Annotated in this window: 24 protein-coding genes; 19 read left to right on the top strand and 5 right to left on the bottom strand. The window is 67.3% G+C overall.

Translation table 11 applies throughout. The features are described from left to right. The first annotated feature begins 60 nt into the window (after positions 1-60). From DWF00_RS25490 to DWF00_RS25445, 10 genes are all read left to right on the top strand, one after another. Positions 61-822, top strand: a complete 762-nt coding sequence (locus tag DWF00_RS25490; RefSeq protein ID WP_114828382.1) for an alpha/beta fold hydrolase — start codon at positions 61-63, stop codon at positions 820-822. After that, a complete protein-coding gene (locus tag DWF00_RS25485) occupies positions 819-2,738 on the top strand; it encodes a TRAP transporter large permease (RefSeq protein WP_114828383.1) in 1,920 nt (639 codons plus the stop codon). The genes DWF00_RS25490 and DWF00_RS25485 overlap by 4 nt, the downstream gene beginning before the upstream one ends. 44 nt (positions 2,739-2,782) lie before the next feature. After that, positions 2,783-3,796: a TRAP transporter substrate-binding protein gene (locus DWF00_RS25480; protein ID WP_114828482.1), complete on the top strand. Its 1,014-nt coding sequence runs from the start codon at positions 2,783-2,785 to the stop codon at positions 3,794-3,796. A gap of 27 nt (positions 3,797-3,823) precedes the next feature. Continuing rightward, positions 3,824-4,795: a D-2-hydroxyacid dehydrogenase family protein gene (locus DWF00_RS25475; RefSeq protein WP_114828384.1), complete on the top strand. Its 972-nt coding sequence runs from the start codon at positions 3,824-3,826 to the stop codon at positions 4,793-4,795. A gap of 32 nt (positions 4,796-4,827) precedes the next feature. After that, a complete protein-coding gene (locus DWF00_RS25470; protein WP_114828385.1) occupies positions 4,828-5,580 on the top strand; it encodes an HpcH/HpaI aldolase family protein in 753 nt (250 codons plus the stop codon). Between the two features lie 14 nt (positions 5,581-5,594). Continuing rightward, positions 5,595-6,350 (top strand): 2-keto-4-pentenoate hydratase, encoded by a 756-nt coding sequence (locus DWF00_RS25465; RefSeq protein WP_114828386.1) that lies wholly within the window; start codon positions 5,595-5,597, stop codon positions 6,348-6,350. Positions 6,351-6,431: 81 nt separating this feature from the next. Beyond that, entirely contained in the window at positions 6,432-7,586 is a 1,155-nt protein-coding gene (locus DWF00_RS25460) for an iron-containing alcohol dehydrogenase (RefSeq protein ID WP_114828387.1), read from the top strand. A 3-nt stretch (positions 7,587-7,589) separates the two neighbouring features. After that, entirely contained in the window at positions 7,590-8,555 is a 966-nt protein-coding gene (locus DWF00_RS25455; protein WP_114828388.1) for a peptidyl-alpha-hydroxyglycine alpha-amidating lyase family protein, read from the top strand. Between the two features lie 37 nt (positions 8,556-8,592). After that, entirely contained in the window at positions 8,593-9,591 is a 999-nt protein-coding gene (locus DWF00_RS25450) for a dihydroxyacetone kinase subunit DhaK (protein WP_114828389.1), read from the top strand. Next, complete coding sequence (locus DWF00_RS25445) at positions 9,588-10,205, top strand: DAK2 domain-containing protein (RefSeq protein ID WP_245974306.1); 618 nt, start codon at positions 9,588-9,590, stop codon at positions 10,203-10,205. Before DWF00_RS25450 ends, DWF00_RS25445 begins: the two co-directional genes overlap by 4 nt. Positions 10,206-10,368: 163 nt before the next feature. On the opposite strand, the gene DWF00_RS25440 is transcribed toward DWF00_RS25445, so the two are convergent. From DWF00_RS25440 to DWF00_RS25420, 5 genes are all read right to left on the bottom strand, one after another. Further along, positions 10,369-11,409, bottom strand: coding sequence for a LysR family transcriptional regulator (locus DWF00_RS25440; RefSeq protein WP_114828390.1), 1,041 nt, complete (start codon positions 11,407-11,409; stop codon positions 10,369-10,371). Between the two features lie 170 nt (positions 11,410-11,579). After that, complete coding sequence (locus DWF00_RS25435) at positions 11,580-13,073, bottom strand: tripartite tricarboxylate transporter permease (protein WP_114828391.1); 1,494 nt, start codon at positions 13,071-13,073, stop codon at positions 11,580-11,582. A 147-nt stretch (positions 13,074-13,220) separates the two neighbouring features. After that, positions 13,221-13,664, bottom strand: a complete 444-nt coding sequence (locus DWF00_RS25430; protein WP_114828392.1) for a tripartite tricarboxylate transporter TctB family protein — start codon at positions 13,662-13,664, stop codon at positions 13,221-13,223. 1 nt (position 13,665) lies between these two features. Continuing rightward, positions 13,666-14,649: a Bug family tripartite tricarboxylate transporter substrate binding protein gene (locus DWF00_RS25425; protein WP_114828393.1), complete on the bottom strand. Its 984-nt coding sequence runs from the start codon at positions 14,647-14,649 to the stop codon at positions 13,666-13,668. A 100-nt stretch (positions 14,650-14,749) separates the two neighbouring features. Then, the gene (locus DWF00_RS25420; protein WP_181832550.1) at positions 14,750-15,511 is read right to left on the bottom strand and encodes an RraA family protein; all 762 of its coding nucleotides are present in this window, start codon (positions 15,509-15,511) and stop codon (positions 14,750-14,752) included. A gap of 361 nt (positions 15,512-15,872) precedes the next feature. Between DWF00_RS25420 and DWF00_RS25415 the strand changes: the two genes are divergently transcribed. From DWF00_RS25415 to DWF00_RS25375, 9 genes are all read left to right on the top strand, one after another. After that, entirely contained in the window at positions 15,873-16,562 is a 690-nt protein-coding gene (locus DWF00_RS25415; RefSeq protein ID WP_181832551.1) for a Crp/Fnr family transcriptional regulator, read from the top strand. 210 nt (positions 16,563-16,772) lie between these two features. Then, complete coding sequence (locus tag DWF00_RS25410; protein WP_181832552.1) at positions 16,773-17,735, top strand: Bug family tripartite tricarboxylate transporter substrate binding protein; 963 nt, start codon at positions 16,773-16,775, stop codon at positions 17,733-17,735. A gap of 82 nt (positions 17,736-17,817) precedes the next feature. Continuing rightward, a complete protein-coding gene (locus tag DWF00_RS25405; protein WP_114828397.1) occupies positions 17,818-18,291 on the top strand; it encodes a tripartite tricarboxylate transporter TctB family protein in 474 nt (157 codons plus the stop codon). Between the two features lie 24 nt (positions 18,292-18,315). Then, positions 18,316-19,824: a tripartite tricarboxylate transporter permease gene (locus DWF00_RS25400; protein WP_114828398.1), complete on the top strand. Its 1,509-nt coding sequence runs from the start codon at positions 18,316-18,318 to the stop codon at positions 19,822-19,824. Positions 19,825-19,858: 34 nt separating this feature from the next. Next, a complete protein-coding gene (locus DWF00_RS25395; protein ID WP_114828399.1) occupies positions 19,859-21,025 on the top strand; it encodes an alpha-hydroxy acid oxidase in 1,167 nt (388 codons plus the stop codon). Next, positions 21,022-22,050 carry a 2-hydroxyacid dehydrogenase gene (locus DWF00_RS25390; RefSeq protein ID WP_114828400.1) on the top strand — a complete coding sequence of 343 codons (1,029 nt, stop codon included), beginning with the start codon at positions 21,022-21,024 and terminating at the stop codon, positions 22,048-22,050. Before DWF00_RS25395 ends, DWF00_RS25390 begins: the two co-directional genes overlap by 4 nt. Next, the gene (locus DWF00_RS25385) at positions 22,047-23,195 is read left to right on the top strand and encodes a mandelate racemase/muconate lactonizing enzyme family protein (RefSeq protein ID WP_114828401.1); all 1,149 of its coding nucleotides are present in this window, start codon (positions 22,047-22,049) and stop codon (positions 23,193-23,195) included. The genes DWF00_RS25390 and DWF00_RS25385 overlap by 4 nt, the downstream gene beginning before the upstream one ends. 5 nt (positions 23,196-23,200) lie before the next feature. After that, positions 23,201-24,121 carry an SMP-30/gluconolactonase/LRE family protein gene (locus DWF00_RS25380; protein WP_114828402.1) on the top strand — a complete coding sequence of 307 codons (921 nt, stop codon included), beginning with the start codon at positions 23,201-23,203 and terminating at the stop codon, positions 24,119-24,121. A 25-nt stretch (positions 24,122-24,146) separates the two neighbouring features. Beyond that, the gene (locus DWF00_RS25375) at positions 24,147-24,914 is read left to right on the top strand and encodes an SDR family NAD(P)-dependent oxidoreductase (RefSeq protein WP_114828403.1); all 768 of its coding nucleotides are present in this window, start codon (positions 24,147-24,149) and stop codon (positions 24,912-24,914) included. The last annotated feature ends 66 nt before the right edge of the window (positions 24,915-24,980 follow it).

Raw genomic sequence — 24,980 nt, 5'->3', positions numbered from 1 at the left:
CCGGCGCGCCAGGCGGCGCGGCGGCGATGACATCAAGACCTATGTGACTGGAGACGTTCGATGGCGCTGCTGGCGATCGACAAGGGTGAGCTCTACTACGAAGTCTCGGGCAAGGCGGATGGCTACCCGGTTCTGCTGTTTGCCCCCGGCTTCCTGAGTTCGCGCATCGAGCGCTGGCGCAGCAACCCGTCGAACCCGGGCGTGCCGCAGGCCTGGCGCGACCCGGCGCCGGTGCTGGAGCCGCATTTCCGCGTCATCTCGCTCGATGTCCGCAATGCCGGGCAGTCCTGGGCCGATATCGGGCCGGACTATGACTGGGCCTCCTATACGGCCGACCATCTGAAGCTGCTCAAGCATCTCGGAATCGGCCGCTGCCACGTCATGGGCGGCTGCATCGGCGTCTCCTTCGCGCTCGCGCTGGAGGAGACGGCGCCCGGCACGGTCTCGGCGCAGGTGCTGCAGAACCCGATCGGCCTCTCCGACACCAACCGCGCCGTCGTCGACGAAGAGGTCGAGCAATGGGCGGAGAAGGTCGGGCAGCGGCCCGAGGTCGACAAGGCGCTGCTCAAGGCGGCGGGCGAGCGCATGTTCGCCACCGACTTCATCTTCAGCGTCACGCGCCAATTCACCGGGCGCTGCAACGTGCCGTCGCTGCTGATGCCGGGCGACGACACCATGCACCCGGTCACCGTCTCGGCCGATCTCGAACGCCTCACCAAGGCCGAGGTGATCGCGCCGTGGAAGGGGCCCGACTATCGCGACATGGCGATCGAGCGCACCCGCGACTTCCTGCTCGCGCACACGCCGAAGGTGTCGGCATGAGCGCGGCCGGCATGGTCGCTCCGCAGGTGGACGGCATCGAGCTGCCGCCGATGGAGACGGCCGGGCTCGACGTGCCCGATCACCGCCTGCGGCCCCAGCTCGATGCGCTGGCCACGCTGGTCGAGACGGTGGTGATCATCGCCGTCTTCATCAACATCATGGTCACCTTCTCGAACACGATGCTGCGCTACGTCGTGAACCGGGACCTGCCCTGGGCGGCCGACGTCTCGACGCTGCTGCTCTCGATCATCACCTTCCTCGGCGCGCCCGCCTTCCTGAGGCGCACGACCGGCATGGCCTATACGGCCGCGATCGACCAGATGAGCGGCATGCGCCGCGACGTGCTGCGGGCCTGCGGCCTGCTCAACGTCGTCGCGATCTGCATCCTGTCGCTGGCGGTCTTCCCGGCCTTCTTCACCGCGCAGATGCGGCAGATGCTGCCGGTGCTCGAATGGAACATGGGCCTGGTCGCGGTCTGGCTCGCGGTCGGCCTCGTGCTGATGGTCGTCTACACGCTGGAGAAGCTGGCAGGCATCCCGCGCAAGGCGCTCGGCATCGCGCTGGCGATCACCGCCGCGCTCATCGCCGCCGTGCTGCTGCTGCGCGCCGGCTACTATTCCGGCGCGGTCGAGATCGACCCGTTCCTGCCGATTCTGTTCTTCCTGATCTTCGCCTTCATCGCGGGAACGCCGATCCCGATCATCCTGGCGGCCGGCGGGGCGCTGTTCTTCGTCATGACCGGCGATGCGCCGCTGGTCGCGATCCCCGCCGCCTACCAGTACGGCATCTCCAGCTTCGTCCTGCTCGCGATCCCGTTCTTCATGGTCGCGGGCTCGCTGATGGACGTCACGGGCATGGCCCGCAAGCTGATCGACATGGTCCAGGAATGGGTCGGCCACTGGAAGGGCGGCCTGCTCATCGCCGAGGTTCTGGCGACCTATGTCTTCTCCGGCGTCAGCGGCTCGAAGGCGGCCGACATCGCCACCGTCGGCTCGGTGATGAAGGCGCCGATGCGCGAGCGCGGCTACCCCTCGACCGAATTCGTCGCGGTGCTCGCGGCGTCGGCCGCCATGGCCGAGACGGTTCCCCCGTCTGTCGCCATGCTGATCCTCGGCTCGGTCACCAGCCTCTCGGTCGGCGCGCTGTTCATCGCCGGCTTCCTGCCGGCGGCGATCCTGGCGATCGCGCTGATCATCGGCGTCATCTTCCGCAGCCGGAACCAGGACTGGCACAAGGGCCCGCCCTTCAGCCTGAAGCGGGCGCTGAAGAGCGTGCCGCCGGCCCTGCCCGCGCTCGGCGTGCCGGTGATCGTCATCGGCGGGCTCGTCGGCGGCATCGCCTCTCCGACGGAATCCTCCTCCTTCGCCGTCGTCTACGGCTTCCTAGCCGCGCTGGTGTTCTACCGCTCCGTGCAGTTCAAGGCCTGCTGGCTGGCGCTGCGCGAGGCGGCGCTGGTCTCAGGGATGGTGCTGCTGATGGTCGGCATGGCCAACCTGCTGGTCCAGGCCATCGTCATCGACGGGCTCGGCGCGACGCTCGCCAGCACGTTCTCCGGCACGACGCACCCGACGGTGTTCCTGTTCCTCAGCGTCGCCGCGCTGATCGTCATCGGCTTCGTGCTGGAGGGTTTTCCGGCGATCCTGATCGCCGCGCCGATCCTGCTGCCGCTGGCGACCAAGCTCGGCGTCGACCCGCTCCAGTTCGGCATCCTGATCATCATGGCGACCGGCATCGGCGTGATGATGCCGCCGGTCGGCATCGGCTTCTACATCGCCTGCACCATCGGCGAGGCGCCGGTGAACAAGGCCATGCGCGCCTCCGCCTACTACAACGTCTTCCTCATCCTGGGCCTCGTCGTCGTGATCCTGTTCCCGCAGATCACGACCTGGCTGCCCACCGTCTTCGGCATGCGCTGAGCCGCACAAAACCTTCAGAAATCCACCAGGTCCGGGAGGACATCATGAGCATCATCACCACGCCTGGCAGCCGCCGCAACTTCCTCAAGCTCTCGCTCGCGGCCGGCGCCGCCTCGACCATCGCGGCGCCCGCGATCGCCCAGCGCGCCCGCACCCTGCGCTTCGGCAACCCGCAGCCGACCGAGTCGAACTACCACGCGGCGATGATGATGTTCGCCGACGAGGTGGCGAAGCTTTCCTCGAACAAGCTCAAGATCGAGACCTTCCCGAACTCGCAGCTCGGCAGCATCAAGGAGATGCTGACCTCGGTGCAGCTCGGCAGCCTGGCGATCACCAATGCGACGCCGGCCTGGCACTCGAACTTCATCCGCCAGATGGACGTGTTCACGCTGCCCTTCCTGGTCTCCTCGCCCGACAAGCTGAAGGCCTCGCTCGACACGCCCTTCGGCGCCAACATCAAGGGGCTGGCCGAGGGCGCCGGCTTCAAGATCCTCGGCACCTGGCTGATGGGCGCGCGCCACATGGTCAACAACGTCCGGCCGATCAACACGCCGGCCGATGTCGCCGGCCTGAAGTTCCGCGTCATCTCCAGCCAGGTCTACCTCCAGGCCTTCCGGGCGATGGGCGCGAGCCCGGTCGCGCTCGACTCGGCCGAGATCTACCTCGCCATGCAGCAGAAGGTCGTCGACGGGCTCGAATACCCGCTGCGCGACCTGCTCGACGTCAAGCTCTACGAGGTCTCGAAATACGTCTCGCTGACCAACCACGTCACCGACTTCTTCATCGTCTCGATGAACAAGGGCCTGTGGGACGGGCTCGGCAAGGAAGAGCAGGGCATCCTCGAGGCCGCGATGAAGACCTCGATGGACTGGGAGTGGAAAGTCCAGCCCGAGGCGACCGTCGCCGCGCTCGACAAGCTCAAGACGCTGATGAGCGTCAACGACATCAGCCCGGAGAACCGCAAGCTCTTCGTCGACGCGACCAGGCCGGTCTACCAGCAGTTCGAGGGCTCGATCGGCAAGGACCTGCTGGCGCAGGGCATCGCGGCGCTGAGCTGACCTCAAGAGCCTAGTGAAAGCCGAAACATGACGATCAAGATCGCCGTATTGGACGACTGGCAAGGTGTGGCCAGGACGAGCGCCGACTGGACGGCGCTCGCCGCCCGCGCCGAGATCAGCTTCTTCGAGGATGCGCTGCCGGACGAGGATGCGGCGGCAGCGCGCCTCGCGGATTTCGACGTGGTCATGTCGATGCGCGAGCGCACGCCCTTTCCGGCGAGCCTGATCGCCCGGCTGCCGAAGCTGCGCCTGCTCAGCGTCACCGGCGCGCGCAACAAGTCCGTCGACCTCAAGGCCCTGGCCGAGCGCGGCATCGTCGCGACACGGACGGAAGCCGGCGAGGACGGCTCGGCCACGGCCGAGCTCGCGCTGCTCCTGATGTTGGAGGGCTCGCGCCGGGTCGCGGCGGGCGACGCCAATATCCGGGCCGGGCGCTTCCAGGACGGCATCGCGCCGGGCTTCACGCTCAGCGGCAAGACGCTCGGGCTGATCGGCCTCGGCCGGCTGGGATCGCTGATGGCACGCTATGCCAAGGCGCTCGGCATGAGCGTCCTGGCCTGGAGCCCGAACCTGACGCCGGAGCGGGCCGAGGCCGGCGGCGCTGATTATGCCGCCAAGGACGACCTGCTCGCGAAGGCCGATGTCATCAGCCTGCACATGGTGCTGGCGCCGGCGACGCGCGGCATCATCGGCGCGCGCGACATCGCGCTGCTCAAGCCGGGCGCCGTCATCGTCAACAGCTCGCGCGGCCCGCTGATCGACGAGGCCGCGCTGCTTGCGGCGCTCCATGCGGGCAAGGTGGTCGCGGCGCTCGACGTCTACGACCGCGAGCCGCTCCCGGTGGACCACCCGCTGCGCAGCATGCCCAACACGGTGCTGTCGCCGCATCTCGGATACTGCGTGCAGGAGAACTTCGCCGTCTTCTACCGCCAATCGATCGAGAACGTGCTCGCCTTTCTCGACGGCAAAACCCTCCGTCCGCTGACGGACGGCGCCTGATCACCATCGGCCAACCTCTCGGGGCAACGACCATGAACGACATGAACCATAACAAGCTGAAGCTGAGCCCGAACGCCGTGAAGCGGGCTGCGGCCAATGGCGACACGATCAAGGGCTGCCACCTGACCTTCGGAGCCCCGCCGATCATCGAGGTGCTCTCCTCGCTCGATCTCGACTTCATCTATATCGACGGCGAGCACGGCACGTTCGACTTCAAGGATGTCGAGGCCGCCTGCCTCGCCGCCGAGCGCCACGACATCGTGCCGATCGCGCGCGTGCCCGACCGCACCGCGCCGACGATCACCCGCTTCCTCGACCGCGGCGTGCGCGGCATCGTCGTGCCGCATGTCAACTCGGCGGCGGATGCGGCCGAGGCGCTCGACGCGATCTACTTCTCGCCGACGGGCAGCCGCTCCTTCGGCGGCGGCCGGCCCTATTACCTCGCCATCGACGACCTGCCGAAGCACCTCGCCGACGTCAACAACGACATCTCGGTCGGCATCATGATCGAGAGCGCTGAGGGTCTCGCATCCGCGCACGAGATCGCGGCTTTGTCCGGCGTCGATTATCTCAGCTTCGGCCTCAACGACCTCGCCCAGGCCCTTGGCTATCCGGGACAGCCGACCCATAAGGACGTGGCCCGGCAGGTCGAGGAGGCCTCGGCCCGCATCCGCAAGGCCGGCAAGCCGATCCGCGAGGACTTCATGAAGATCGCCTGGATCAACCAAGTCATCCTGGCCGGCATGCGCGAGCTGATGGCCCGCCCGATTGCCCTGCCTTACTGAGCCGGAGATATCTGATGCAAGCTTCCGCCATCACCGAGGCGGCGCAGCTCCTCGTGGCGGCACGCCGCGAGGCGCGCCCGCTCAAGGAACTGCCGCCGGCTTCGCAGCCCGCGAGCTTCGCTGAGGCCGCCGCGATCCAGGACGCGATCGTGGCCCTGCTCGGCGAGACCGTGCCGGCCTACAAGGTGGCGGGCCTGACGCCGGAGGCCTCGCTGTGGTCGCCCATCCTCGGCTCCACCATCCAGGCCAATCCCGGACGCTTCGCGACCTCCCTGGTGCCGCTGCTCGGCATCGAGGCGGAGATCGCCTACCGGCTGAAGGACGACGTCACCGCCGCCGACCGCGGGATGACCATGGCCGAGCTCGATGCGCGCACGATCATCGTGCCGACCATCGAGGTCGTCGACACGCGCTTCGTCAGCTACGATCAGACGCCAGTGCTGCACCGCGCCGCCGACTTCATGTCGAATGGCGGCCTGGTCTATGGCGAGCCCTGGGCTGATGGCGGCAAGCAGGACCTGACCCAGCTCGCGATCAAGCTCTACGCCGGCGACAAGCTGATCTGCGATACCGTTGGCGGCCTTGTCGCCAAGGACCCGCGCATCCCGACGCTCGCCTTCATCCAGGCGCCGGGCCGGCCCGATTTCCTGCCTGCCGGCACGCTGATCACCGCCGGCTCCTATACCGGGCTGCTCTACGCCAAGCCCGGCGACAAAGTGACCGCCCGCTTCGCCGGCTATGGCGAGCTGAGCGTGAGTTTTCCGGCCTGACTTGTCGGAGCCGCGACAGCCTGAAACGCGAAAACGCCCTAGTGCGGCTCTCGCGACAATCGATTTGAGGGGAAACGACCGATGACAGCTTTTCGTCTGTGCAACCCGACGCAGATCCTGTTTGGAGCCGATCAGCTCAAGGAACTCGAGAGCCTGGTCCCGGCCGGCACGAAGGTGCTGATCCTCTATGGCGGCGGCAGCATCAAGAAGAACGGCATCTACGACCAGGTCGTCGCCGGCTTGAAGCATTGCTCGGTCGTCGAGTTCGGCGGCATCGAGGCCAACCCGGTCTACGAGACCATCCTGAAGGCGGCCGAACTGGCGCGCGCGTCGGGCACGGAGCTGATCCTGGCGGTCGGCGGCGGCTCGGTCGCCGATGCCGGCAAGTTCCTCGCCTCGATCGTGCCGATCGAGGGCGTCGATCCCTGGGACTACCTCGTGCAGGGCGGTGTCTCGACCACGACGCTGCCGGTCGGCGTCGTGCTGACGCTGCCCGCCACCGGCTCGGAGAGCAACCCGGTCTCGGTCATCAGCAACAAGGGCAAGGGCCTGAAGCTGCCCTTCGCCAACGAGAAGGCGCGGCCGCAATTCGCCATCCTCGACCCCGACTTCATGAAGAGCCTCGACCGGCGCCAGCTCGAGAACGGCGCCGTCGACGCCTTCACCCATGTCATCGAGCAATACCTGACCCTGCCGGTGAACGCGCCCGTGCAGTTCGGCTTCAGCGAGACCCTGCTCAAGGTGCTGATCGAATGGGGGCCGAAGCTGGTCGAGACCGGCAGCACTGAGGCGCGTGAGAACGTGATGTGGGCCGCGAACCAGGCGCTGAACGGGCTGATCGGCGCCGGCGTGCCGCAGGACTGGTCGACCCATATGATCGGCCACGCCATCACCGCGCTCTACGACATCGATCATGCCCGCACGCTGACCTTGGTGATGCCGGCGCTGATGCGCTTCAAGGCTGTAGACAAGCAGGACATGCTGGTGCGCTACGCCCGCAACGTCTGGGGCATCACCGAGGCCGATCCGGCCAAGGCAGCCGAGCTCGCCATCGCCAGGACCGAGGCGTTCTTCCGCGAGATGGGCTGCCCGGTGCGCTTCAGCGAGATCGCGCCGACCAAGGTGGTCGCCGAGGACATCGTCCACCACCTCGAGGTGGCCGGCCATACCGCGCTGGGCGAGCGCCAGGACATCGGCATCAAGCAGGTCCGCGACATCCTCGCGATGGCGGCCTGAGCGATGAGCGTCATTCTCGGCACTGGCGAGTATCGCTTCGAGGCGCTGGACAATTGGGGGCGCCTGCCCGAGGGCTGGGCGCTCGGCGAGGTCGCGGCGGTTGCCGTCGACGAGCGCGACCGCGTCTACGTCTTCAACCGCGGCGCCCATCCGATGGTCGTGTTCGACCGTGAGGGCAACTTCCTGTCTTCCTGGGGGCAGGACCTGTTCAAGCGGCCGCACGGCCTGCATATCGGCCCGGACCAGTCGATCTACTGCACCGACGAGGGCACCCACACCGTCTGCAAGTGCAGCCTCGACGGCAAGCTGCAGCTCCAGATCGGCCATCCCAGCCAGCCGGCAGCGCCGATGAGCGGCAAGCCGTTCAACCGCTGCACCCATACGGCGCTGTCGCCCTCCGGCGAGATCTACGTCTCCGACGGCTACGGCAACGCCATGGTGCATAAATACGCGCCTGATGGCCGCTACCTGACGTCCTGGGGCGGGCCTGGCTGCGACCGGGGCCAGTTCAACCTGCCGCACAACATCGCCTGCGACGCCGACGGCTATGTTTACGTCGCCGACCGCGAGAACCACCGCATCCAAATCTTCGACGGCAACGGCAAGTATGAAGGCCAGTGGAACAACATGCATCGCCCGAGCGCGATGCTGCTGACCGCGGGGCCGTGCCCGCTCTGCTTCGTCGGCGAGCTGGCGCCCTACATGGCGGTCAATCACGACACGCCCAATCTCGGCCCACGCATCAGCATCCTCTCGAAGGGCGAGCTGGTCGGGAGGCTCGACTCCGTCGGCGGGCCGGGCGCGGGGTTGGGCCAGTTCACCTCACCGCACGGGATCGCGATGGATTCGCACGGCGATCTCTATGTCGGCGAGGTCACGGTGGCATCCTGGCCGTCGCTGTTCCCTGGACAGCCATTGCCCGAAAAGCTGAATTCGCTCAGGAAGCTCCGGCGCCTGCCGGCCGCCTGAACCCGCTCGCACCAGAATCTGCGACAGGAAGACGATCATGAAGAAGCTGATGAATGCGCCGGCGGATTTCGTCGACGAGATGCTCGACGGCCTGACCGCGGCCTATCCCGCCTCCTTCGTGCGCGACGGCGAGAGCAGGCGGGTCATCCGCCGCGCTGAGGGCGCGCGCCAGGGCAAGGTCGGCGTCGTCTCCGGCGGCGGCTCGGGCCACCTGCCGCTCTTCACCGGCTATGTCGGCAAGGGGCTGCTCGATTCCTGCTCGATCGGCAACGTCTTCGAGGGGCCGACGGTCGATTCCTGCATCGAGGCGATCAAGCTCGCCGATGGCGGCAAGGGCGTGCTGCGCCTTTACGGGAACTACGGCGGCGACCGGATGAATTTCGACATGGCCGGCGAGTTCCTCGAGGACGAGATCAAGACCACGACCGTGCTCGGCACCGACGACATCGCCAGCGCGGGGCCGAACGAGATGGGCAAGCGCCGCGGCGTCGCCGGCATCATCTACGCCTACAAGGCGGCCGGCGCGAAGGCCGAGGACGGCGCCTCGCTGGAGGCCGTGACCGAGATCGCCCAGCGCACGGTCGACGCGACCCGCACGATCGGCGTCGCGCTCAACCCCTGCCTGGTGCCGGGCGCGGCGCAGCCGAGCTTCACCATCGGCGAGGACGAGATCGAGATGGGCATGGGCATCCATGGCGAGCCCGGCATCTGGCGCGACAAGCTCAAGCCGGCCGACGAGGTCGCCGACGAGATGGTGAAGCGCCTGCTCGACGATGCGCCGAAGGGGCGTGGCTCGCGCGTCTCGGTGCTGGTCAACAGCCTGGGCGCGACGCCGCTGGAGGAGCTGCTGATCGTCTATCGCCGCGTCGCCTCGCAGCTTTCCGCTGCGGGCACGCAGATCGTGCTGCCGCTGGTCGGGCACTACGCCACCTCGATGGAGATGGCCGGGCTTTCGATCAGCCTGTGCTTCCTCGACGAGGAGATCGAGGCCCTGCTGCGCAAGCCGGCCGAAAGCCCGTTCTGGAGGGTGGCGTGAGCGCCGTCGATCTTGCAGCGCTTGCCGGCGCGGTCACCCGCGCCAAGGCGCGGATGGCGACGCTGGAGCAGGAGCTGAACGTTGCCGATTCCCGGCTCGGCGACGGCGATACCGGCGTCATGCTGGCGCGCGTCATCGATGCGATGGCTGGGATCGACTATGCAGCGCAGCCCGATATCGGCGCGGCGCTCTCGCTGATGGCGCGCAAGACCGCGACCGCGACCGGCTCCAGCCTGGGCACGCTGATTGCGACGGGCTTGCTGACCGTGGGCAAGCGCGCGAAGGGCGAGCCCAGCATCGCCTATGCCGATCTCGGAGCGCATGTCGCGGCGGTGGTCGAGGCGATGGCGGCGCGCGGCGGCGCCACGCTCGGCGACAAGACCGTGCTCGACATTTTGGACGCTCTGGCGCGCGGCATTGCCGGGTTGTCCGACGGCAAGGCCGTTGCCAGCGCTGCGACCGACGCCTGCCGGACCACCCTCGCCGAGTTCCGCGAGCGGCCCTGCAAGATCGGCCGGGCCCGGATGTTCGCTGAGAAGAGCATCGGCATGGACGATCCCGGCATGCTGGCCGTGCATGAGCTGGTGCTGGCGATCGCTGGGCCGGCCGCCTGAAGCTCAGAGCGGGCTGTGATCTGCCAGAATTAAACGCCGTCATCCCGGCTGGAGCGAAGCGGAACGCCGGGATCCATCGTAGGGCTCAGCGCTCTGCGATGGATCCCGGAGCTGCGCCGCAAAAAGCGGCTTGTCCGGGATGACGCGGTGAGGTTCCGGTCAGTCAGTCCTGCGCCGGGATTGGGTTGGCCGAGGCCAGCAGTCCGCTGCCATCGTAGATCTCCCGCGCCACCTCGCGGAACAGGTCGACGGCGGGGGAGGCGCGGGCCTCGTTCCAGACCAGCGAGAGGATGACCGAGGGCATCTGCTCGGCGATCGGGATCAGCGCGATCTGGTCGGTCATGAAGCGCCGGGCGAAGCTCGGCGAGATCGCGATGCCGAAGCCGGAGGCGACGAAGCCGATCTGCGACAGGATGGTCGGCACCTCGTATTCGATACGCGGGCTGACGCCCAGCTTGGCGAAGGCCGCGATGATGTGGTCGTAGTGATAAGGCGAGATCTTGCGCGGCGGCAGGATCAAGGGCTGGTCGGCGAGCTGGTCGAGCGACAGAACGCTTTGCCGGCTTAGCGGATGGCCAATCGGCACCAGCGCCGCGAACTGCTCGCTCAGGATCGGCTGGATCGCGAGCGAGGGGCCGGCGACGTTGCGCCAGACCAGGCCGATATCGACCTGGCCCTCCTGCACCGCGTTCATCACGTCCATGGTGTGGCCCTCCTTGAGGACGACATGGACCTTGGGATAGCGCGCCCGGTAGGGCGAGAGGATGCGCGGCAGCACGTCGTACATGGCCGAGGGCACGCAGCCGACGAACATCTCGCCGAGGTCGCCGGTGCCGACGCCCTGCATGATCTGGTCGAGCCGCTGGGCGTGTTCGAGCAGGCCGATGGCGTGGCCGAGCAGCATGCGCCCGGCGGCGGTGAGCACGACCTGGCGGTTGGCGCGGATGAAGAGCGGCGAGCCGATCTCGTCCTCCAGCGCCTTGACGTGCAGGCTGAGCGGCGGCTGCGAGATGCCGAGCTTGCGCGCCGCCCGGCCGAAATGCAGCTCCTGCGCCACCGTCACGAAATAGCGCAGGCGGTTGAGGTTGAGGCGCTGGCCGAGATGGCCGCGCTGGAAGTCGGGCTGTGCCGGCTGGCCCGGAATCAGCGCCATGTCGGCGGCCGCGACCTTGGTGTCCGTGCCCATGCTGAGGGAGGTCCGCATCTGCTGCCGGTCCCAGCCGGCGATCAGATGAAACTATAGCATCCAACCGGATAGAGTATCCGGTTGGATGCCATAGCTCTTTGATCTGGCATCGGCTTTTTCCGAAAACCGCATCCCACTTTTCGGGCCGATGCCCCGGACGCGAAACCGGAACGCGGGAATGGCATCGCTCATTCCTGCAGGGCTTCGTCGCGCTTGCGGCGGATGGCGGGGGTGACGGCGAGGACGAGCGCGATGGCGGCGATGGCGAGCAGGGTCGCCGCGATCGGGTGATGCAGGAAGATCGTCGGGTCGCCGCGCGAGATCAGCATCGAGCGGCGGAAATGGTCCTCCAGCATCGGCCCGAGCACGAAGCCGAGCAGGAAGGGCGCCGGCTCGCAGTCGAGCAGCATCATGACGTAGCCGAGCAGGCCGAAGGCGGCGAGCACGTAGACCTCGAAGACGCTGTTGTCGGTGTTGTAGGCGCCGATGGCGCTGAAGACGATGATCGCCGGGAAGAGGTAGCGATAGGGCAAGGTGAGCAGCTTGGTCCACATCCCGATCAGCGGCAGGTTGAGGATGACCAGCATCAGGTTGCCGATCCACATCGAGGCGATCAGCGCCCAGAACAGAGTCGGCTGCGTCGTCAGCACGCGCGGGCCGGGCGTGATGCCCTGGATGATCAGCACTGCGATCAGCAGCGCCATCACCGGGTTGGCGGGGATGCCGAGCGTCAGCATCGGGATGAAGGAGGTTTGCGCCGCGGCGTTGTTGGCGCTTTCCGGGCCGGCGACGCCCTCGATCGCGCCCTTGCCGAAGCGCTCGGGGTGCTTCGAGATGCCCTTCTCCAGCGAATAGGAGACGAAGGAGGCGATGGCCGCGCCGCCGCCGGGCAGGACGCCGAGGAGCGAGCCGATGCCGGTGCCGCGCAGGACGGGCATGATGATCGTCTTGAAGTCGGCCCAGTTCAGCCAGAGCCCCTTCAGCTTCTGGGTGACGACGCCGCGCTCGGTCGCGTCGGAGAGGTTCTTCACCACCTCCGAGACGGCGAAGAGGCCCATCGTCACCGCGACGAAGTCGAGCCCGCCGGAGAGTTCGAGGAGGCCGAAGGTCAGGCGGAACTCGCCGGAGAACTGGTCCTGCCCGACGAGGCCGAGCGAGAGGCCGAGCACGACCATGGCCAGCGCCTTCAGCACCGAGCCCGAGGCCAGCGTCACGGCGACGATGAGGCCGAGCACCATCACCGAGAAATACTCGGGCGCGCCGAAGTTGATGGCGAGCTCGGCCAGCGGCGGCGAGAAGAAGACGAGCAGCAGGACCGAGAGGCTGCCGGCGATGAAGGAGCCGATCGCGGCCGTGGCGAGCGCCTTGCCGGCCATGCCCTGCTTGGCCATCTCGTGGCCGTCGATCGCGGTGACGACGGAGGAGGTCTCGCCCGGCATCTTCAGCAGGATCGCCGTGGTCGAGCCGCCGTACTGCGCGCCGTAATAGATGCCGGCGAGCATGATGAAGCAGGAGACCGGCGCCATGGTGAAGGTGATCGGCAGCAGCAGCGCCACCGTCGCTGCCGGGCCGAGCCCCGGCAGGATGCCGATCAGCGTGCCGAGCAGCGCGCCGATGAAGCAATAGGCGAGGTTGTCGAGCGACAGCGCGACGGAGAAGCCGAGGAGCAGGTTGTCGAGCATGAGCGTTTCCGTCCTGGGTCGGCGGATGCCTCGACCGGCATCGCCGCTTCTTCTGGCGTCTTGGCATCGGCAGTGGGCGCCTGCCCGTCTCTATGAGTCAGAGCATGATGGCGTCCGAAAACCGGTTCCCACTTTTCGGCATCATGCTCAGGGCAGGAGCTGCACCGGCATCTTCAGCCCCCAGACGAAGACCACCGTGCAGAAGGCGACCAGGCCGAGGATGAAGATGGCCGAGGCGAGCGGCTTGAACGGCCGGCTCGCGGCGACGCAGAGTGCGCTGGAGACCAGCACCGCGGCGATGAAGCCGAAGCGCTGCAGCACGAGGCCGAAGGCGACGATGGCCGCGGTGACGAGGGCGAGGCCGAGCAGGTCTCCGCGCGGCAGCGGCGTGCCCTCGTGGCGCAGGCCGCTGACCAGCACGCCGAGCCCGAGCAGGCCGAGCAGCTGCGCCAGCAGTAGCGGGAAGTAGCCCGGCCCCATCCTGCCCGCGGTGCCCAGCTCCAGCTTGCCGGACTGCCAGGTGAGCACGCCCGCGAACAGGAGGAAGAGGAGCCCGGCGAGAACGTTCTTCGGGCTGCGGAGGCGGATCATCCTACTTCTTCTTGTCGATGCCGAGCTCGGTCCCGAGCCGGTTCCAGAGCGTGGTGTTGTCGACCAGCCAGGTGCGGAACTGCTCCGGCGAGGAGGCGACGATCTCGACGCCCATGTCCTCGATGAAGGCCTTGGTCTCGGGATCGTTCATCGCCTTGGTCCATTCGCGGCCCCAGTACTCGACGACGTTCTTGGGCAGGTTCGGCGGGCCGACGATGCCGTAGGAGGCGGAGTCGACGATGGGAAGGCCCACTTCCTTCAGCGTCGGCACGTTCGGGAAGAGCTTGGAGCGCTTCTCGGTGGTGACGGCGACTGGGATCATGCGGTTGTCGGTGATGAAGCCGCGGGTGGGGATCGGCGTCGCGAACACGGCCTGGATCTCGCCCGCCATCAGGGCGTTGAAGGCCGGCGAGCCGCCGCTATAGGGCACGATGTCGAAGTTGATGCCGGTGTCCTTCTTGAAGCGCCGGGCGAGGATGTCGACCTGCGAGAGCGGCCCGTAGGAGCCGAAGCGGACATCGTTCGGGTTCTTCTTCAGGTAGGCCAGGAACTCGTCATAGGTCTTGACCGGCAGCTTGGCGCTGATCAGCAGCAGGTAGGGCGCCTCCGCATGGTAGGAGACCAGCGTGAAGTCCTTGAGCGGGTCGAAGGGCAGGTTGCCGTAGAAGGCCGGCCCGGTCGCGAATTCCGGCGGACTGGAGACATACATCGTGTAGCCGTCGGGCTTGGCCTCCTTGACCTTCAAGCTGGCGATCTGGGTCGAGGCGCCCGGGATGTTGTTGATCACCACCGCCTGGCCGATGTTCTTCGACATGGTCGCGGCGATCTTGCGGCCCAGCGCTTCCGAGCCGCCGGGCGGGTAGGGGATGATGAGCTGGATCGCGTTCGTCGGGTAGTTTGCGGATTGCGCGGCGGCGATATCCGCCGTTCCCGCAGTTCCCAGTGCCAGCGCGACGGCGGCACAGATCAAGCCAATGCGGCGCATGAATTCTCTCCCTGAGCGTTTCTTTTATGATTGCCCCGCCGCCGTTATCGGCAGCGGGGTCGGCATGGCGTGTGTTCGGGTGTGGCTTACCTGGGCGCGTTCACTTGGGCTGGTGCGGGAACTTCGCGTAGATGCGCTTGACCAGATCGGGGATGCTCAGGCCGGCGTCGAGCTTCTCGACCCACTCGACTTCCTTGGCGTCGGCGGCCTCGGAGAGTTCGAGCACTTCGAGGATCAGGTCGTGCGGCACGAAGCAGATGCCGGTCTCGTCGCAGACGACGAGGTCGCCCGGCGAGACCGAGACGCCGAAGACCTCGACCGTGCCGTTGATCTCCTGCGTCACGCAGCGCCACTTGCCGGTGATCGGCGAGATGTCCTTCGACCAGATCGGGAAGCCGAGCTTGCGCGAATGGCCGATGTCGCGGACGCCGCCGTCGACGACGGCGCCGGCGAGCTTCTGCCGGGTCGCGATGGTGGCCATGATGCCGCCCATGTTGGAGATGTCCTCGAGACCCTGGATGACGAGCACGTCGCCGGCATCGGCCTGGTGGATGCCCTCGACTTCGCACATCAGGTTGTCATTGCCGGAGACGGCCGCATAGGGGTCGGAAGGCTGCGGGGTGTTGCGCACGGTGACGGCGCGGCCGACGATCGTGGCGCTGGCGATGCTCGGGCGCAGCCTGGAGGCGCCGATCGTGCCGCGGATGCCCTTGGCGTCGAGGATGTCGGAGATCGTGCCGGTCGCGTCGTTGAGCTTCTTGTAGCGCGCGATCACCGAGGCATCGATCGGCTTCGGCGAGGGGCCGATCCGGTCGTCGGAAATGAAGCCCGCGTTGCCCTTGTGGCGCTGGTCGGCAGTCATGGAAGTCTCCTTGGGGTGCGCGCGGCTTTCCTGCCGTCGCGTTCGCCGCGGATTGAGCTGTCGTTTATCGATTGTGTCCAATACAAGTATGGATGGCATTCGATAGCTTTTCAGTATCGACGGGAAGCATTGACCCGACGCCTCCGGCAGCGCTTGAATATTAGCCGGAGCGGGTCTCAGATTGCGCGGCGCGGGCGCGCCGAGCCGCGTGCCGAGGCCGGAGCCCAACGCAATAATCAGACGGTGTCACATCGCGATGCGGGACGAAACGACCAGGACATTCCCCTCGGGGGGCAAGGCACTCTCCTCGGGTAACAAGACATTCGCCGCGAGGGACCAGCGCTATCCGAGGCTGCTGGACATGCTCGATCCCGCCGACCGGGCCTTCCTGCTCGCGTCCGCGATCGAGCGGGCCGTGGCCAAGCACCAGCTGCTTTATCACCAGGGCGACGCGTCCGATAATCTGTTCGTCATCAAGTCGGGGACGATCAAGGTCCACTACATCCACGACAACGGCAATTCGCAGACCACGTCCTATTACCGCGACGGCATGCTCGTCGGCGCGCATGGCTGCACGCCATGGTCGGGCAGCCATTCATGGTCGGCGCAGGCGCTGGTCGATTGCCGCGTGTTCTGGCTGCGGCGCGCCGACTATCTGGAGCTGATCGAGCGTTCGCCGCGGGCCCTGCGCTGCGCGCTGGCGATCTCCGAGTTCAAGGGCGAGCTGCTGAAGCGCGTCATCCGCATCCTGGCCGAGCCGACGCTGGAGCAGCGCATCGCCATGGCGGTGCGCCATCTCGCCACGCTCTATGGCATCGAGCGCGGTGGTGACTGGGAGATCGACGGGCACTTCACCCATCAGGAGATCGCCGAGATGGTCGGGGCCTCCCGCCAGAGCGTCACGACCCTGCTGGTGTCGCTGGAGGAGTCCGGCCATATCAAGCGGGTCGGGCGACGGCTCTTCGTGCCGGCGGAGGCTCCCGATCCCGTCGATGTCGCGCCACTGGAGCAACTGATCCGGGTGGAGCGCGCGCCAGTCCTAGAGATCTGACCAGCGGCGGGCCGGCCCGCCAATTCGCGAAAACTTGTCGGATACATGACAGAAGTCGCGGGGTGTTTCCCCTACCAGTTCTGACGCCGCAAGCGCTGCCATGCAGCAAGGGACCGCAGAGTCCCGATGCGGAGGGACAGAACAGGTCTCGCTGGCTGTAGCGGATGCCTTCCCATCCGTGGCGCGGCGTGGCCGAGGAGAGGGAACATCATGACGCTCACCAAGGTACTTGCCTGCGCGCTCGCCTTTGCCGGCTTCTGCGCCGCGCCGATCGCCGCTTCGGCGCAGGACTATCCGAGCAAGCCGATCCGCTGGATCATCCCCTACAATCCGGGCGGCGCCACCGACGCCTCGGCGCGCATCCTCCAGATCGCGATCGAGCAGAACAAGCTGCTGCCGCAGCCGATCGCGGCCGTGAACGTCGGCGGCGCCGGCGGCTCGATCGGCGCGCGCCAGGTCAAGGACGCCCCGCCGGACGGCTACACCATCCTGATCCACCAGTCGGCGATGCTGATCCAGGAGGCCGCCGGGCTGAACGATTTCGGCTACAAGGATTTCGAGCCGGTGATCTCGATCAACCGGCAATGCATGGTCGCCGGCGTCAGCGAGACCGGCCCCTACAAGACCTACAAGGAGCTGATGGACGCGGTCGTGGCCAAGCCGCGCTCGATCGTCTGGGGCGGCAATATTGGCAGCGCCAACCACATGGCCGTGGCCGTGATGGAGACGGCGAGCCCGGGCGCCGACTTCAAGAAGGTGCAGCTCGGCGGCGCGGCCGAGAGCTATGCCGGCATCAAGGGCAACATCATCACGCTCGGCAATTTCGGCGTCGGCGAGATCGTCGCTTTCCGCGGCGGCGGCTTGCGCCCGCTCGCCGTGCTCGGCGAGAAGCGCGACCCGGCCATCGCCGACGTGCCGACGGCGCGCGAGCTCGGCTACGACGCGGTGTTCTGCAACGAGCATAATCTCTACGCGCCGAAGGGCACGCCGAAGGAGCGGATCGCGGTCCTGGCCGAGGTCTTCAGGAAGGCGCTGGCGACGCAGCAGGTCCAGAAGGAATTCAGCGAGAAGCTCGGCATGACCATGGAGGTCCTGACCGGGGACGACCTGAAGAAGAAGCTCGCCACCGAGCTGGAGCGGCTGAGGCCGATGACCGCGGGCATGAAGAACTGATCATCGCCCCCGCGCGGCAGGGTGATCGAGCCCTGCCGTTCCAAACCCTGCCGTTCCAAGCCCGAACCAATGGAAGATTCCGATGAGCAAAGCGCTCAAGGACAGCAGCGTCATCGTCGCGATCATCATCGCCGCGGCGCTGGTCTACTGGGATTCCCTCAAGCTGAAGGCCGGCACCTACGATCCGCTCGGGTCGGGCACCATGCCGCGCATCGTCGCCGTCGCGATCATCGTGCTCAGCCTGGTGGCGCTGTACCAGACCTTCTACGGCACGCCGATCCCCAAGCTCATGACGCCGGGCATGCCGGAGGAGGAGGATTTCGAGCGGCGGCCCTGGCTCGCCGTGATCGTCTCCGCCTACCTGATCGCCTGCGTGATCCTGCTCTACCTGAAAGTGCCGTTCGGCATTTCGAGCTCGCTGTTCCTGTTCGCCTCCAGCCTGTCGATCAAGCGCTTCGACAAGGCGTCGATCCTGCCTTCCGCGGCGCTCTCCTTAGCCGTCGGCTTCGGCCTGACCTACCTGTTCGGCGCGCTCTTCGGCGTCGATCTGCCCTGATGCGCGGCTTGGAAAGACACTGACATGGAAGGTTTCCTCAACGCCTCGCTCGCCGTGATGTCGCCGAGCACCTTGCCGTTCCTCGTCGGCGGCACCGCGCTCGGCGTCCTGCTCGGCGCCATCCCCGGCGTCACCGGCGCCATGGGCATCGCGCTGCTGCTGCCGCTGACCTTCTACATGACGGTCAACAACGCGCTCACCCTGATGGTCTCGATGTATGTCGGCGCCATCGCCGGCGGCCTCGTCACCGCGATCCTGCTGCGCATCCCCGGCGAGCCCTCCTCGATCGTCACGACGTTCGACGGCAACCCGATGGCGCGCAAGGGCCAGCCCGGCAAGGCGCTTGGCTATGCGGTCGGCGCCTCGCTCTTCGGCGGTCTCGTCTCCTGGGTCGCGCTGGTCGCCCTGACCTACCCGCTCTCCGAGATCGCGGTGCGGCTGCGCCCGTTCGACCTGCTGGCGCTGGTGATGATGGCGCTCGTCCTCATCGCCGCGCTCGGCCAGGGCTCGATCATCAAGGGGCTGATCTCCGGCCTGCTCGGCATCCTCGTCTCGATGCCGGGCACCGACCCCTCCGCCGGCAACCTGCGCCTGACCTTCGGCATCCACGACCTCGACGCCGGCTTCTCGACGCTTGCCGTGCTGATCGGCGCCTACGCGGTGGCGCAGGTGATGTCCGACCTGATCGAGGTCGAGCGCAAGGTCGAGACGGTCGAGACCACGATGGGCAGCATGTGGATCACCATGCGCGAGTGGAAGGAGCAGGGCTGGAACCTGATCCGCTCCTCCGTCATCGGCACCTGGGTCGGCATCATGCCCGGCATCGGCGCGACCGTCGGCTCGCTCGTCGCCTACACGGTGGCCAAGACCAGCTCCAGCACGCCGGAGAAGTTCGGCACCGGCCATCCCGCCGGCATCGTCGCGTCGGAATGCGGCAACAACGCCACGGTCGGCGGCGCGCTGGTGCCGCTGATCGCGATGGGCATCCCCGGCAGCGTCACCGACGTCTTCCTGCTCGCCGCGCTGGTGATCCATGGCCTGCAGCCCGGGCCGCTGCTGTTCAACCAGCATCCGGAGATCGTCTACGTCATCTTCGCCGCCTGCCTGATCTCGCATTTCGTGCTGTTCGTCATCATGACGGCTGGCATCCGCTACCTGATCAAGCTGATGACCGTGCCGGTCTGGTACCTCTTCCCGATCATCCTGCTGTTCTGCGTCATCGGCGCCTTCGCCGACAACAACCGGGTCTTCGACGTCTTCATCATGCTCGCCTTTGCGGTGGTCGGCTTCGCCATGGAGAAGGCGGGCTTCTCGCTCGGCGCCTTCGTCATCGGCTTCGTGCTCGGGCCGATCACCGAGAAGAGCCTGCGGGCCGGGCTGACGCTCTCGGACGGCTCCTATCTCGACATCTTAATGCATCCGATCTCCGGGATCTGCATGGTGCTCTCGGCGGGGATGTTCATCTGGTCGCTGCGCTCGCAGCACAAGCTGAATAAGCTCGCGATGAGCCAAGCCAACGAGGCGGCGGCTTGAGCCGCCGCGGGGGGACGATGACGAGGCCTGCCGCATGACACGCTTGAGCCGCTGCTACGATCTCGCCGACATGCGGGAGGCCGCGCGCCGCCATCTCCCGAAGGGCATCTTCGAGTTCATGGACCGCGGCGCCGAGCGCGAGCTGGCGATGGCGGAGAACATGGCCGCCTTCGAGCGGCTGAAGCTGCGCACGAAGTTCCTGGTCGATCTGCGCGAGCGCGACATGGGCACGGAGCTCTTCGGCAAGCGCATCGCCTTGCCCCTCGCGATCGCGCCGACCGGCGCCGCAGGCCTGTGCTGGTACCAAGGCGAGCTGGCGCTGGCCAAGGCTGCGGCTGCCGCCGGCGTGCCCTTCACCCTGACGGCGAACTCGATCACCTCGATCGACACCATCGCCAAGGAGGCGGGCGGGCGCCTCTGGTTCCAGTTCTACATGTGGAAGGAGGAGGACCTCTCCTTCCAGATGATCGAGCGGGCGAAGGATCTCGGCTTCGAGGCGCTCTTCGTCACCATCGATTCCGCGCTGGGCCGCACCCGCGAATACAACGACCGCAACGGCTTCACCGACCCGATCTCGCTCAACCCGCGCTTCGTCATGGATATGGCGCTGCATCCGCGCTGGGTCGCCGGCGTGATCGGGCGCTATGTCCTGAATGGCGGCATGCCGCGCCACGAGAACTACCCGGAGCAATATCGCCGCCGCATCACCACGGCCCAGAGCAAGGGGCCGTCGAACAGCCAGTCGATGACCTGGGAGGGCATCGGCCGCATCCGCAAGGCCTGGCCGGGGCCGCTGGTGGTGAAGGGCATCCTGAGCGCCGACGATGCGCGCCGCGCCGTCGACCAGGGCGCCGATGGCGTCGTCGTCTCCAATCATGGCGGCAGGGCGCTCGATTCATCCATCGCCACGATCGACATGCTGCCCGCGGTGGTGAAGGCGGTCGGCGACCAGGCCACCGTGCTGCTCGACAGTGGCGTGCGCCATGGCAGCGACATCATGAAGGCGGTCGCGCTCGGCGCGAAGGCGGTGCTGGTCGGGCGCGCGACGCTCTATGGCATCGCGGCCGGCGGCCAGGAGGGGGCGGAGAAGGTGCTGAGCCTGCTCGCCACCCAGTTCGAGAAGAACATGGGCTATGTCGGCTGCCGCCGCGTCTCCGAGCTCAACCACGACATCTTCGCGCATCCACCGGTCCAGCCATGAACGACAACGCTCCCGCCAAGCGCTTCCGCGTCGCCTGCCTCGGCTTCGTCTTCGACCCGTTCGCGCAGGCGGTGATGGACCGGATCGCGCCGGAAAGCTTCGAGCTCTCCTATGCCGAGCGGCCGGAGGAGATGACCGAGGCGATGCTGACCGAGAGCGACATGCTGCTCGTCGTCGCGCCCGTCAGCGACGAGATGATGGCCAAGGCCAGGCATGTCCGCTTCATCCAGAAATGGGGCACGGGCTACGAGAAGATCGACGTCGCCGCTGCCGCGCGCCACGGCATCACGGTCGCGATTACGGCCGGCGCCAATGCCAACACCATTGCCGAGCACGCTGTCACGCTGATGCTGGCCGCGATGCGCCGGATCGTGGTGGCCGACCGGGCGCTGCGCGAGGGCCGCTGGATACCCTCGGAACTCCGGCCGGTCTCGCAGCGGCTCTACGGCAAGACGGTCGGCATCATCGGCTTCGGCAATATCGGCAAGGCGGTGGCGCGGCTGCTTTCCGGCTTCGGCTGCAAGGTGCTGTACTACAAGCGCGGCGGCCCGGTGGCGGATGAGGCCGCGCTCGGCGCGCGCTATGCCGGGCTCGACGAGCTCTATGCCGGGAGCGACGTCGTCACGCTGCATTGCCCGGGCGGGGCCGCCACCAGGGGCATGATCGACAAGGCGGCGATCGCCAAGATGAAGCCGGGTGCGGTGCTGATCAACGTTTCCCGCGGCGAGCTCGTGGTCGAGGACGATCTGGTCGAGGCGCTCCGGAGCGGGCGGCTCTCGGCCGCGGGGCTCGACGTCTTCGCCGAAGAACCGCTGCGGCCTGGCTCGGCACTGCGCTCCCTCGACAACGCCGTGCTGACCCCGCATTCGGCCGGCAGCCTGGTCGACGACATCGCGATCATGGCCGGCCATTCCTTCGAGAACATGCTGGCCTTCCAGCGCGGCGAGCGCATCCGCGCCGCCGACCTGATCGTCGATCCCGACGCGCCGCGCCAGCCCCTGCCTGAAAGGACGGCCAAGCCGTGAAGATCACCGAGCTTCGCATCCATCCGCTCTCGATGGAGTTCGAGAAGCTGCTCTGGACGGCGCATGAGCCGTTCGACAAGGCGCAGCTCATCCTGGTCGAGATCAGGACGGATACCGGCCTCGTCGGCATCGGCGAGATCTCGACCGGGCCGCAGAGCGTGGTCTGCGACCTCCTCGCCAAGCTCGCGCCGGTGATCAAGGGCATGGACCCGCTGGCGCCGAACGAGATCTGGCAGAAGCTGTTCTCGATCACGGTGCCGCGTCCTGGCGGCATCGGCGGCTGGGACGGGCTGCCGCCGCCGCTGCCGCGCGGCCAGCGCCCGCAATTCATGGCGGCGATGGCCGGCATCGACATCGCGCTCTGGGACATCCGCGGCAAGGCGACCAACTTGCCGGTCTTCCGCCTGCTCGGCGGCACCCGCACCGACGTCTTCACCTATGCGGTCGGCGGCTTCTACAACGAGAGCGAGTCGCCCTTCGCCTGCGCCGAGGAGCTCGGCGAATACGTCTCCAGGGGCTTCCGCGCGGTCAAGCTCAAGACCGGCGCGCTCTCGCTCGCCGACGAGGTCAAGCGCGTGCGGGCGGTGCGCGAGACGATCGGCCCCGACGTGCTGCTGATGCTCGACCTGAACGCACCCTACGACGTCGAGGGCTGCATCCGCTTTGCCCACGCGGTCGCGCCCTATGACATCTTCTGGCTGGAGGAGCCGCTGCACTGGTACCTGCAGCCGGCCGATTTCGTCCGGCTGGCGGCGGCCTCGCCGATTCCGCTGGCCCATGGCGAGCGCGAATGGCACCGCTTCACGGTGCGCGACTTCATCGATTCAGGCGCCGTCCGCTACGTCCAGTTCGACTGCACCCGCTATGCCGGCTTCAGCGAGGCGCTGCGCATCTCCGACTACGCGCAGATGCAGGGCGTGATGGTCGCGCCGCATACCGCCGCGCATCTCCACGCCCATCTGGTCTCGGCGGCGGGCGACAAGGCCTTCGGAGCTGAGTCGGTCGGCCGCGATGCGCTGCACCCGATCCACCACCGCATCTTCCATGGTGGCGCGGTCTATCGCGATGGACGTGTCCATCTTTCGGAGCAGCCCGGCTTTGGGCTCGAAGTCGACTGGCGCGCCGTTGAAGCCTTGAAGGGATAGTATCGATGACTGACCAGCGTGTTCTCGCCTCGGGGCTGCTCTTTCCGGAAGGGCCGATCGCCTGTCCGGACGGCTCGGTCCTCCTCGTCGAGATCGAGCGGAAGACGGTGACGCGGGTGCATCCCGATGGCCGCACGGAGATCGTCGCCCAGCTCGATGGCGGTCCGAACGGCATGGCCCTTGGCCCTGACGGCGCGCTCTACATCGCCAATAATGGCGGCTTCCTGTTCCAGAAGCAGGCCGGCTTCAACCGCACCAAGCCCGGCGTGCCGGAGGGCTATGCCGGCGGCTGGATCGAGCGGCTCGACCTCAAGACCGGCGAGCACCGCGTGCTCTACACGCGCTGCGGCGACCATCCGCTCGTCGGCCCCAACGACATCGTCTTCGACGCGCATGGCGGCTTCTACTTCACCGATTTCGGCAAGATGTATCCGCGCATGCGGATGAATGGCGGGCTTTACTACGGGCTCGCCGACGGCTCGCGCATCGTCGAGATCGCCTATCCGATGATCATGCCGAACGGCATCGGCCTCTCGCCGGATGGCTCGACCCTCTACGCCTCGGAGACCGAGACCGGCCGGCTCTGGGCCTTCGAGATCGAGGCGCCCGGCGTGATCAAGCGCGCGCCGTTCCCCTCGCCGCATGGCGGGCGCGTGCTGTGCGGCCTGCCGGGCTACCAGCGCTTCGACAGCATGGCGGTCGAGGCGGGCGGCAACATCTGCGTCGCGACCCTGGTCTCGGCCTGCATCACGGTGATCAGCCCGCAGGGCGAGGTGCTCAGGCAGGTGCCGACCAACGACCCGATCACCACCAACATCTGCTTCGGCGGCCCCGACCTGAAGACCGCCTACATTACGCTCGCCGGCACCGGCCAGCTCATCGAAATGCCCTGGCCGGAGGCGGGCCTGCGGCTCGTCGGCGGCTAGGCCTCAACACACGAAGGATGAAGCCATGATACTCGACGACATCAAGGGCCTGCGCGTCCTCATCACCGGCGCGAGCTCCGGCATCGGCGCCGCCGTGGCGCTCGCCTTCGCCGAGCACGGCGCGGCGGTCGCGGTCCACTACAACAGCAGCGCCGCCGAGGCGAAGGAGATCGTGGCCAAGATCACGGCCGCCGGCGGCAAGGCGGTGATCGTCTCGGGCGACGTCCGCGATCCCACGCAGGCCGGTGCGATCGTCGAGCAGGCCGTCGCGGGGCTGGGCGGGCTCGACGTGCTGATCAACAATGCCGGCGGCATGGTCGAGACGCAGCGCTTCGCCAGCTATTCCGACGCGATCTACGACCAGGTCATGGACCTCAACCTGCGCTCGGTGCTCTCGGTCACGCGCGCCGCCCATCCGCACCTCAAGGCGTCCGGGCATGGCGTCATCATCAATACGGGCTCGGTCGCGGGTCGCAATGGCGGCCAGCCCGGCTCGGGGCTCTACGCCGCGTCCAAGGCCGCGCTGCACTCGCTGACCAAGGGCATGGCCAACGAGTTCGCGCCCGACAACATCCGCGTCAACACCCTGGCGCCGGGGCTGATGCTGACCCGCTTCCATGCGCATACCTCGCAGGAGCGGCTCGACTCGATCAGGGGGAACATCCCGCTGCGCCGTCTCGGCACGGCCGAGGATTGCGTGGGGCCCTGCCTGTTCCTCGCCTCGGAGGCGATGAGCGGCTACGTCACTGGCCAGACCATCGACGTCAATGGCGGCCGCATGATCCCGGGCTGAGTGCCCGCTACGAGACGATTGTCCTCCACCGTCATGGTCGCCCTTGTGGCGACCATCCACGTCTTT

This window comes from Allobosea caraganae, assembly GCF_003351345.1.
Taxonomy (GTDB): domain Bacteria; phylum Pseudomonadota; class Alphaproteobacteria; order Rhizobiales; family Beijerinckiaceae; genus Allobosea; species Allobosea caraganae.
Note: the sequence above shows the minus strand (reverse complement) of the source record. Positions and strands in the feature narration are given on the sequence as shown.

Excerpts from the sequence above, each read along its gene's own strand:
- DWF00_RS25415 (WP_181832551.1), top strand. The coding sequence starts at position 15,873 with ATGCTCGATCCCGCCGACCGGGCCTTCCTGCTCGCGTCCGCGATCGAG.
- DWF00_RS25410 (WP_181832552.1), top strand. The coding sequence starts at position 16,773 with ATGACGCTCACCAAGGTACTTGCCTGCGCGCTCGCCTTTGCCGGCTTC.
- DWF00_RS25420 (WP_181832550.1), bottom strand. The coding sequence starts at position 15,511 with ATGACTGCCGACCAGCGCCACAAGGGCAACGCGGGCTTCATTTCCGAC.
- DWF00_RS25470 (WP_114828385.1), top strand. The coding sequence starts at position 4,828 with ATGAACGACATGAACCATAACAAGCTGAAGCTGAGCCCGAACGCCGTG.
- DWF00_RS25395 (WP_114828399.1), top strand. The coding sequence starts at position 19,859 with ATGACACGCTTGAGCCGCTGCTACGATCTCGCCGACATGCGGGAGGCC.
- DWF00_RS25490 (WP_114828382.1), top strand. The coding sequence starts at position 61 with ATGGCGCTGCTGGCGATCGACAAGGGTGAGCTCTACTACGAAGTCTCG.
- DWF00_RS25425 (WP_114828393.1), bottom strand. The coding sequence starts at position 14,649 with ATGCGCCGCATTGGCTTGATCTGTGCCGCCGTCGCGCTGGCACTGGGA.
- DWF00_RS25405 (WP_114828397.1), top strand. The coding sequence starts at position 17,818 with ATGAGCAAAGCGCTCAAGGACAGCAGCGTCATCGTCGCGATCATCATC.
- DWF00_RS25450 (WP_114828389.1), top strand. The coding sequence starts at position 8,593 with ATGAAGAAGCTGATGAATGCGCCGGCGGATTTCGTCGACGAGATGCTC.
- DWF00_RS25460 (WP_114828387.1), top strand. The coding sequence starts at position 6,432 with ATGACAGCTTTTCGTCTGTGCAACCCGACGCAGATCCTGTTTGGAGCC.
- DWF00_RS25375 (WP_114828403.1), top strand. The coding sequence starts at position 24,147 with ATGATACTCGACGACATCAAGGGCCTGCGCGTCCTCATCACCGGCGCG.
- DWF00_RS25435 (WP_114828391.1), bottom strand. The coding sequence starts at position 13,073 with ATGCTCGACAACCTGCTCCTCGGCTTCTCCGTCGCGCTGTCGCTCGAC.
- DWF00_RS25440 (WP_114828390.1), bottom strand. The coding sequence starts at position 11,409 with ATGCGGACCTCCCTCAGCATGGGCACGGACACCAAGGTCGCGGCCGCC.
- DWF00_RS25485 (WP_114828383.1), top strand. The coding sequence starts at position 819 with ATGAGCGCGGCCGGCATGGTCGCTCCGCAGGTGGACGGCATCGAGCTG.
- DWF00_RS25390 (WP_114828400.1), top strand. The coding sequence starts at position 21,022 with ATGAACGACAACGCTCCCGCCAAGCGCTTCCGCGTCGCCTGCCTCGGC.
- DWF00_RS25380 (WP_114828402.1), top strand. The coding sequence starts at position 23,201 with ATGACTGACCAGCGTGTTCTCGCCTCGGGGCTGCTCTTTCCGGAAGGG.
- DWF00_RS25400 (WP_114828398.1), top strand. The coding sequence starts at position 18,316 with ATGGAAGGTTTCCTCAACGCCTCGCTCGCCGTGATGTCGCCGAGCACC.
- DWF00_RS25465 (WP_114828386.1), top strand. The coding sequence starts at position 5,595 with ATGCAAGCTTCCGCCATCACCGAGGCGGCGCAGCTCCTCGTGGCGGCA.
- DWF00_RS25455 (WP_114828388.1), top strand. The coding sequence starts at position 7,590 with ATGAGCGTCATTCTCGGCACTGGCGAGTATCGCTTCGAGGCGCTGGAC.
- DWF00_RS25480 (WP_114828482.1), top strand. The coding sequence starts at position 2,783 with ATGAGCATCATCACCACGCCTGGCAGCCGCCGCAACTTCCTCAAGCTC.
- DWF00_RS25475 (WP_114828384.1), top strand. The coding sequence starts at position 3,824 with ATGACGATCAAGATCGCCGTATTGGACGACTGGCAAGGTGTGGCCAGG.
- DWF00_RS25430 (WP_114828392.1), bottom strand. The coding sequence starts at position 13,664 with ATGATCCGCCTCCGCAGCCCGAAGAACGTTCTCGCCGGGCTCCTCTTC.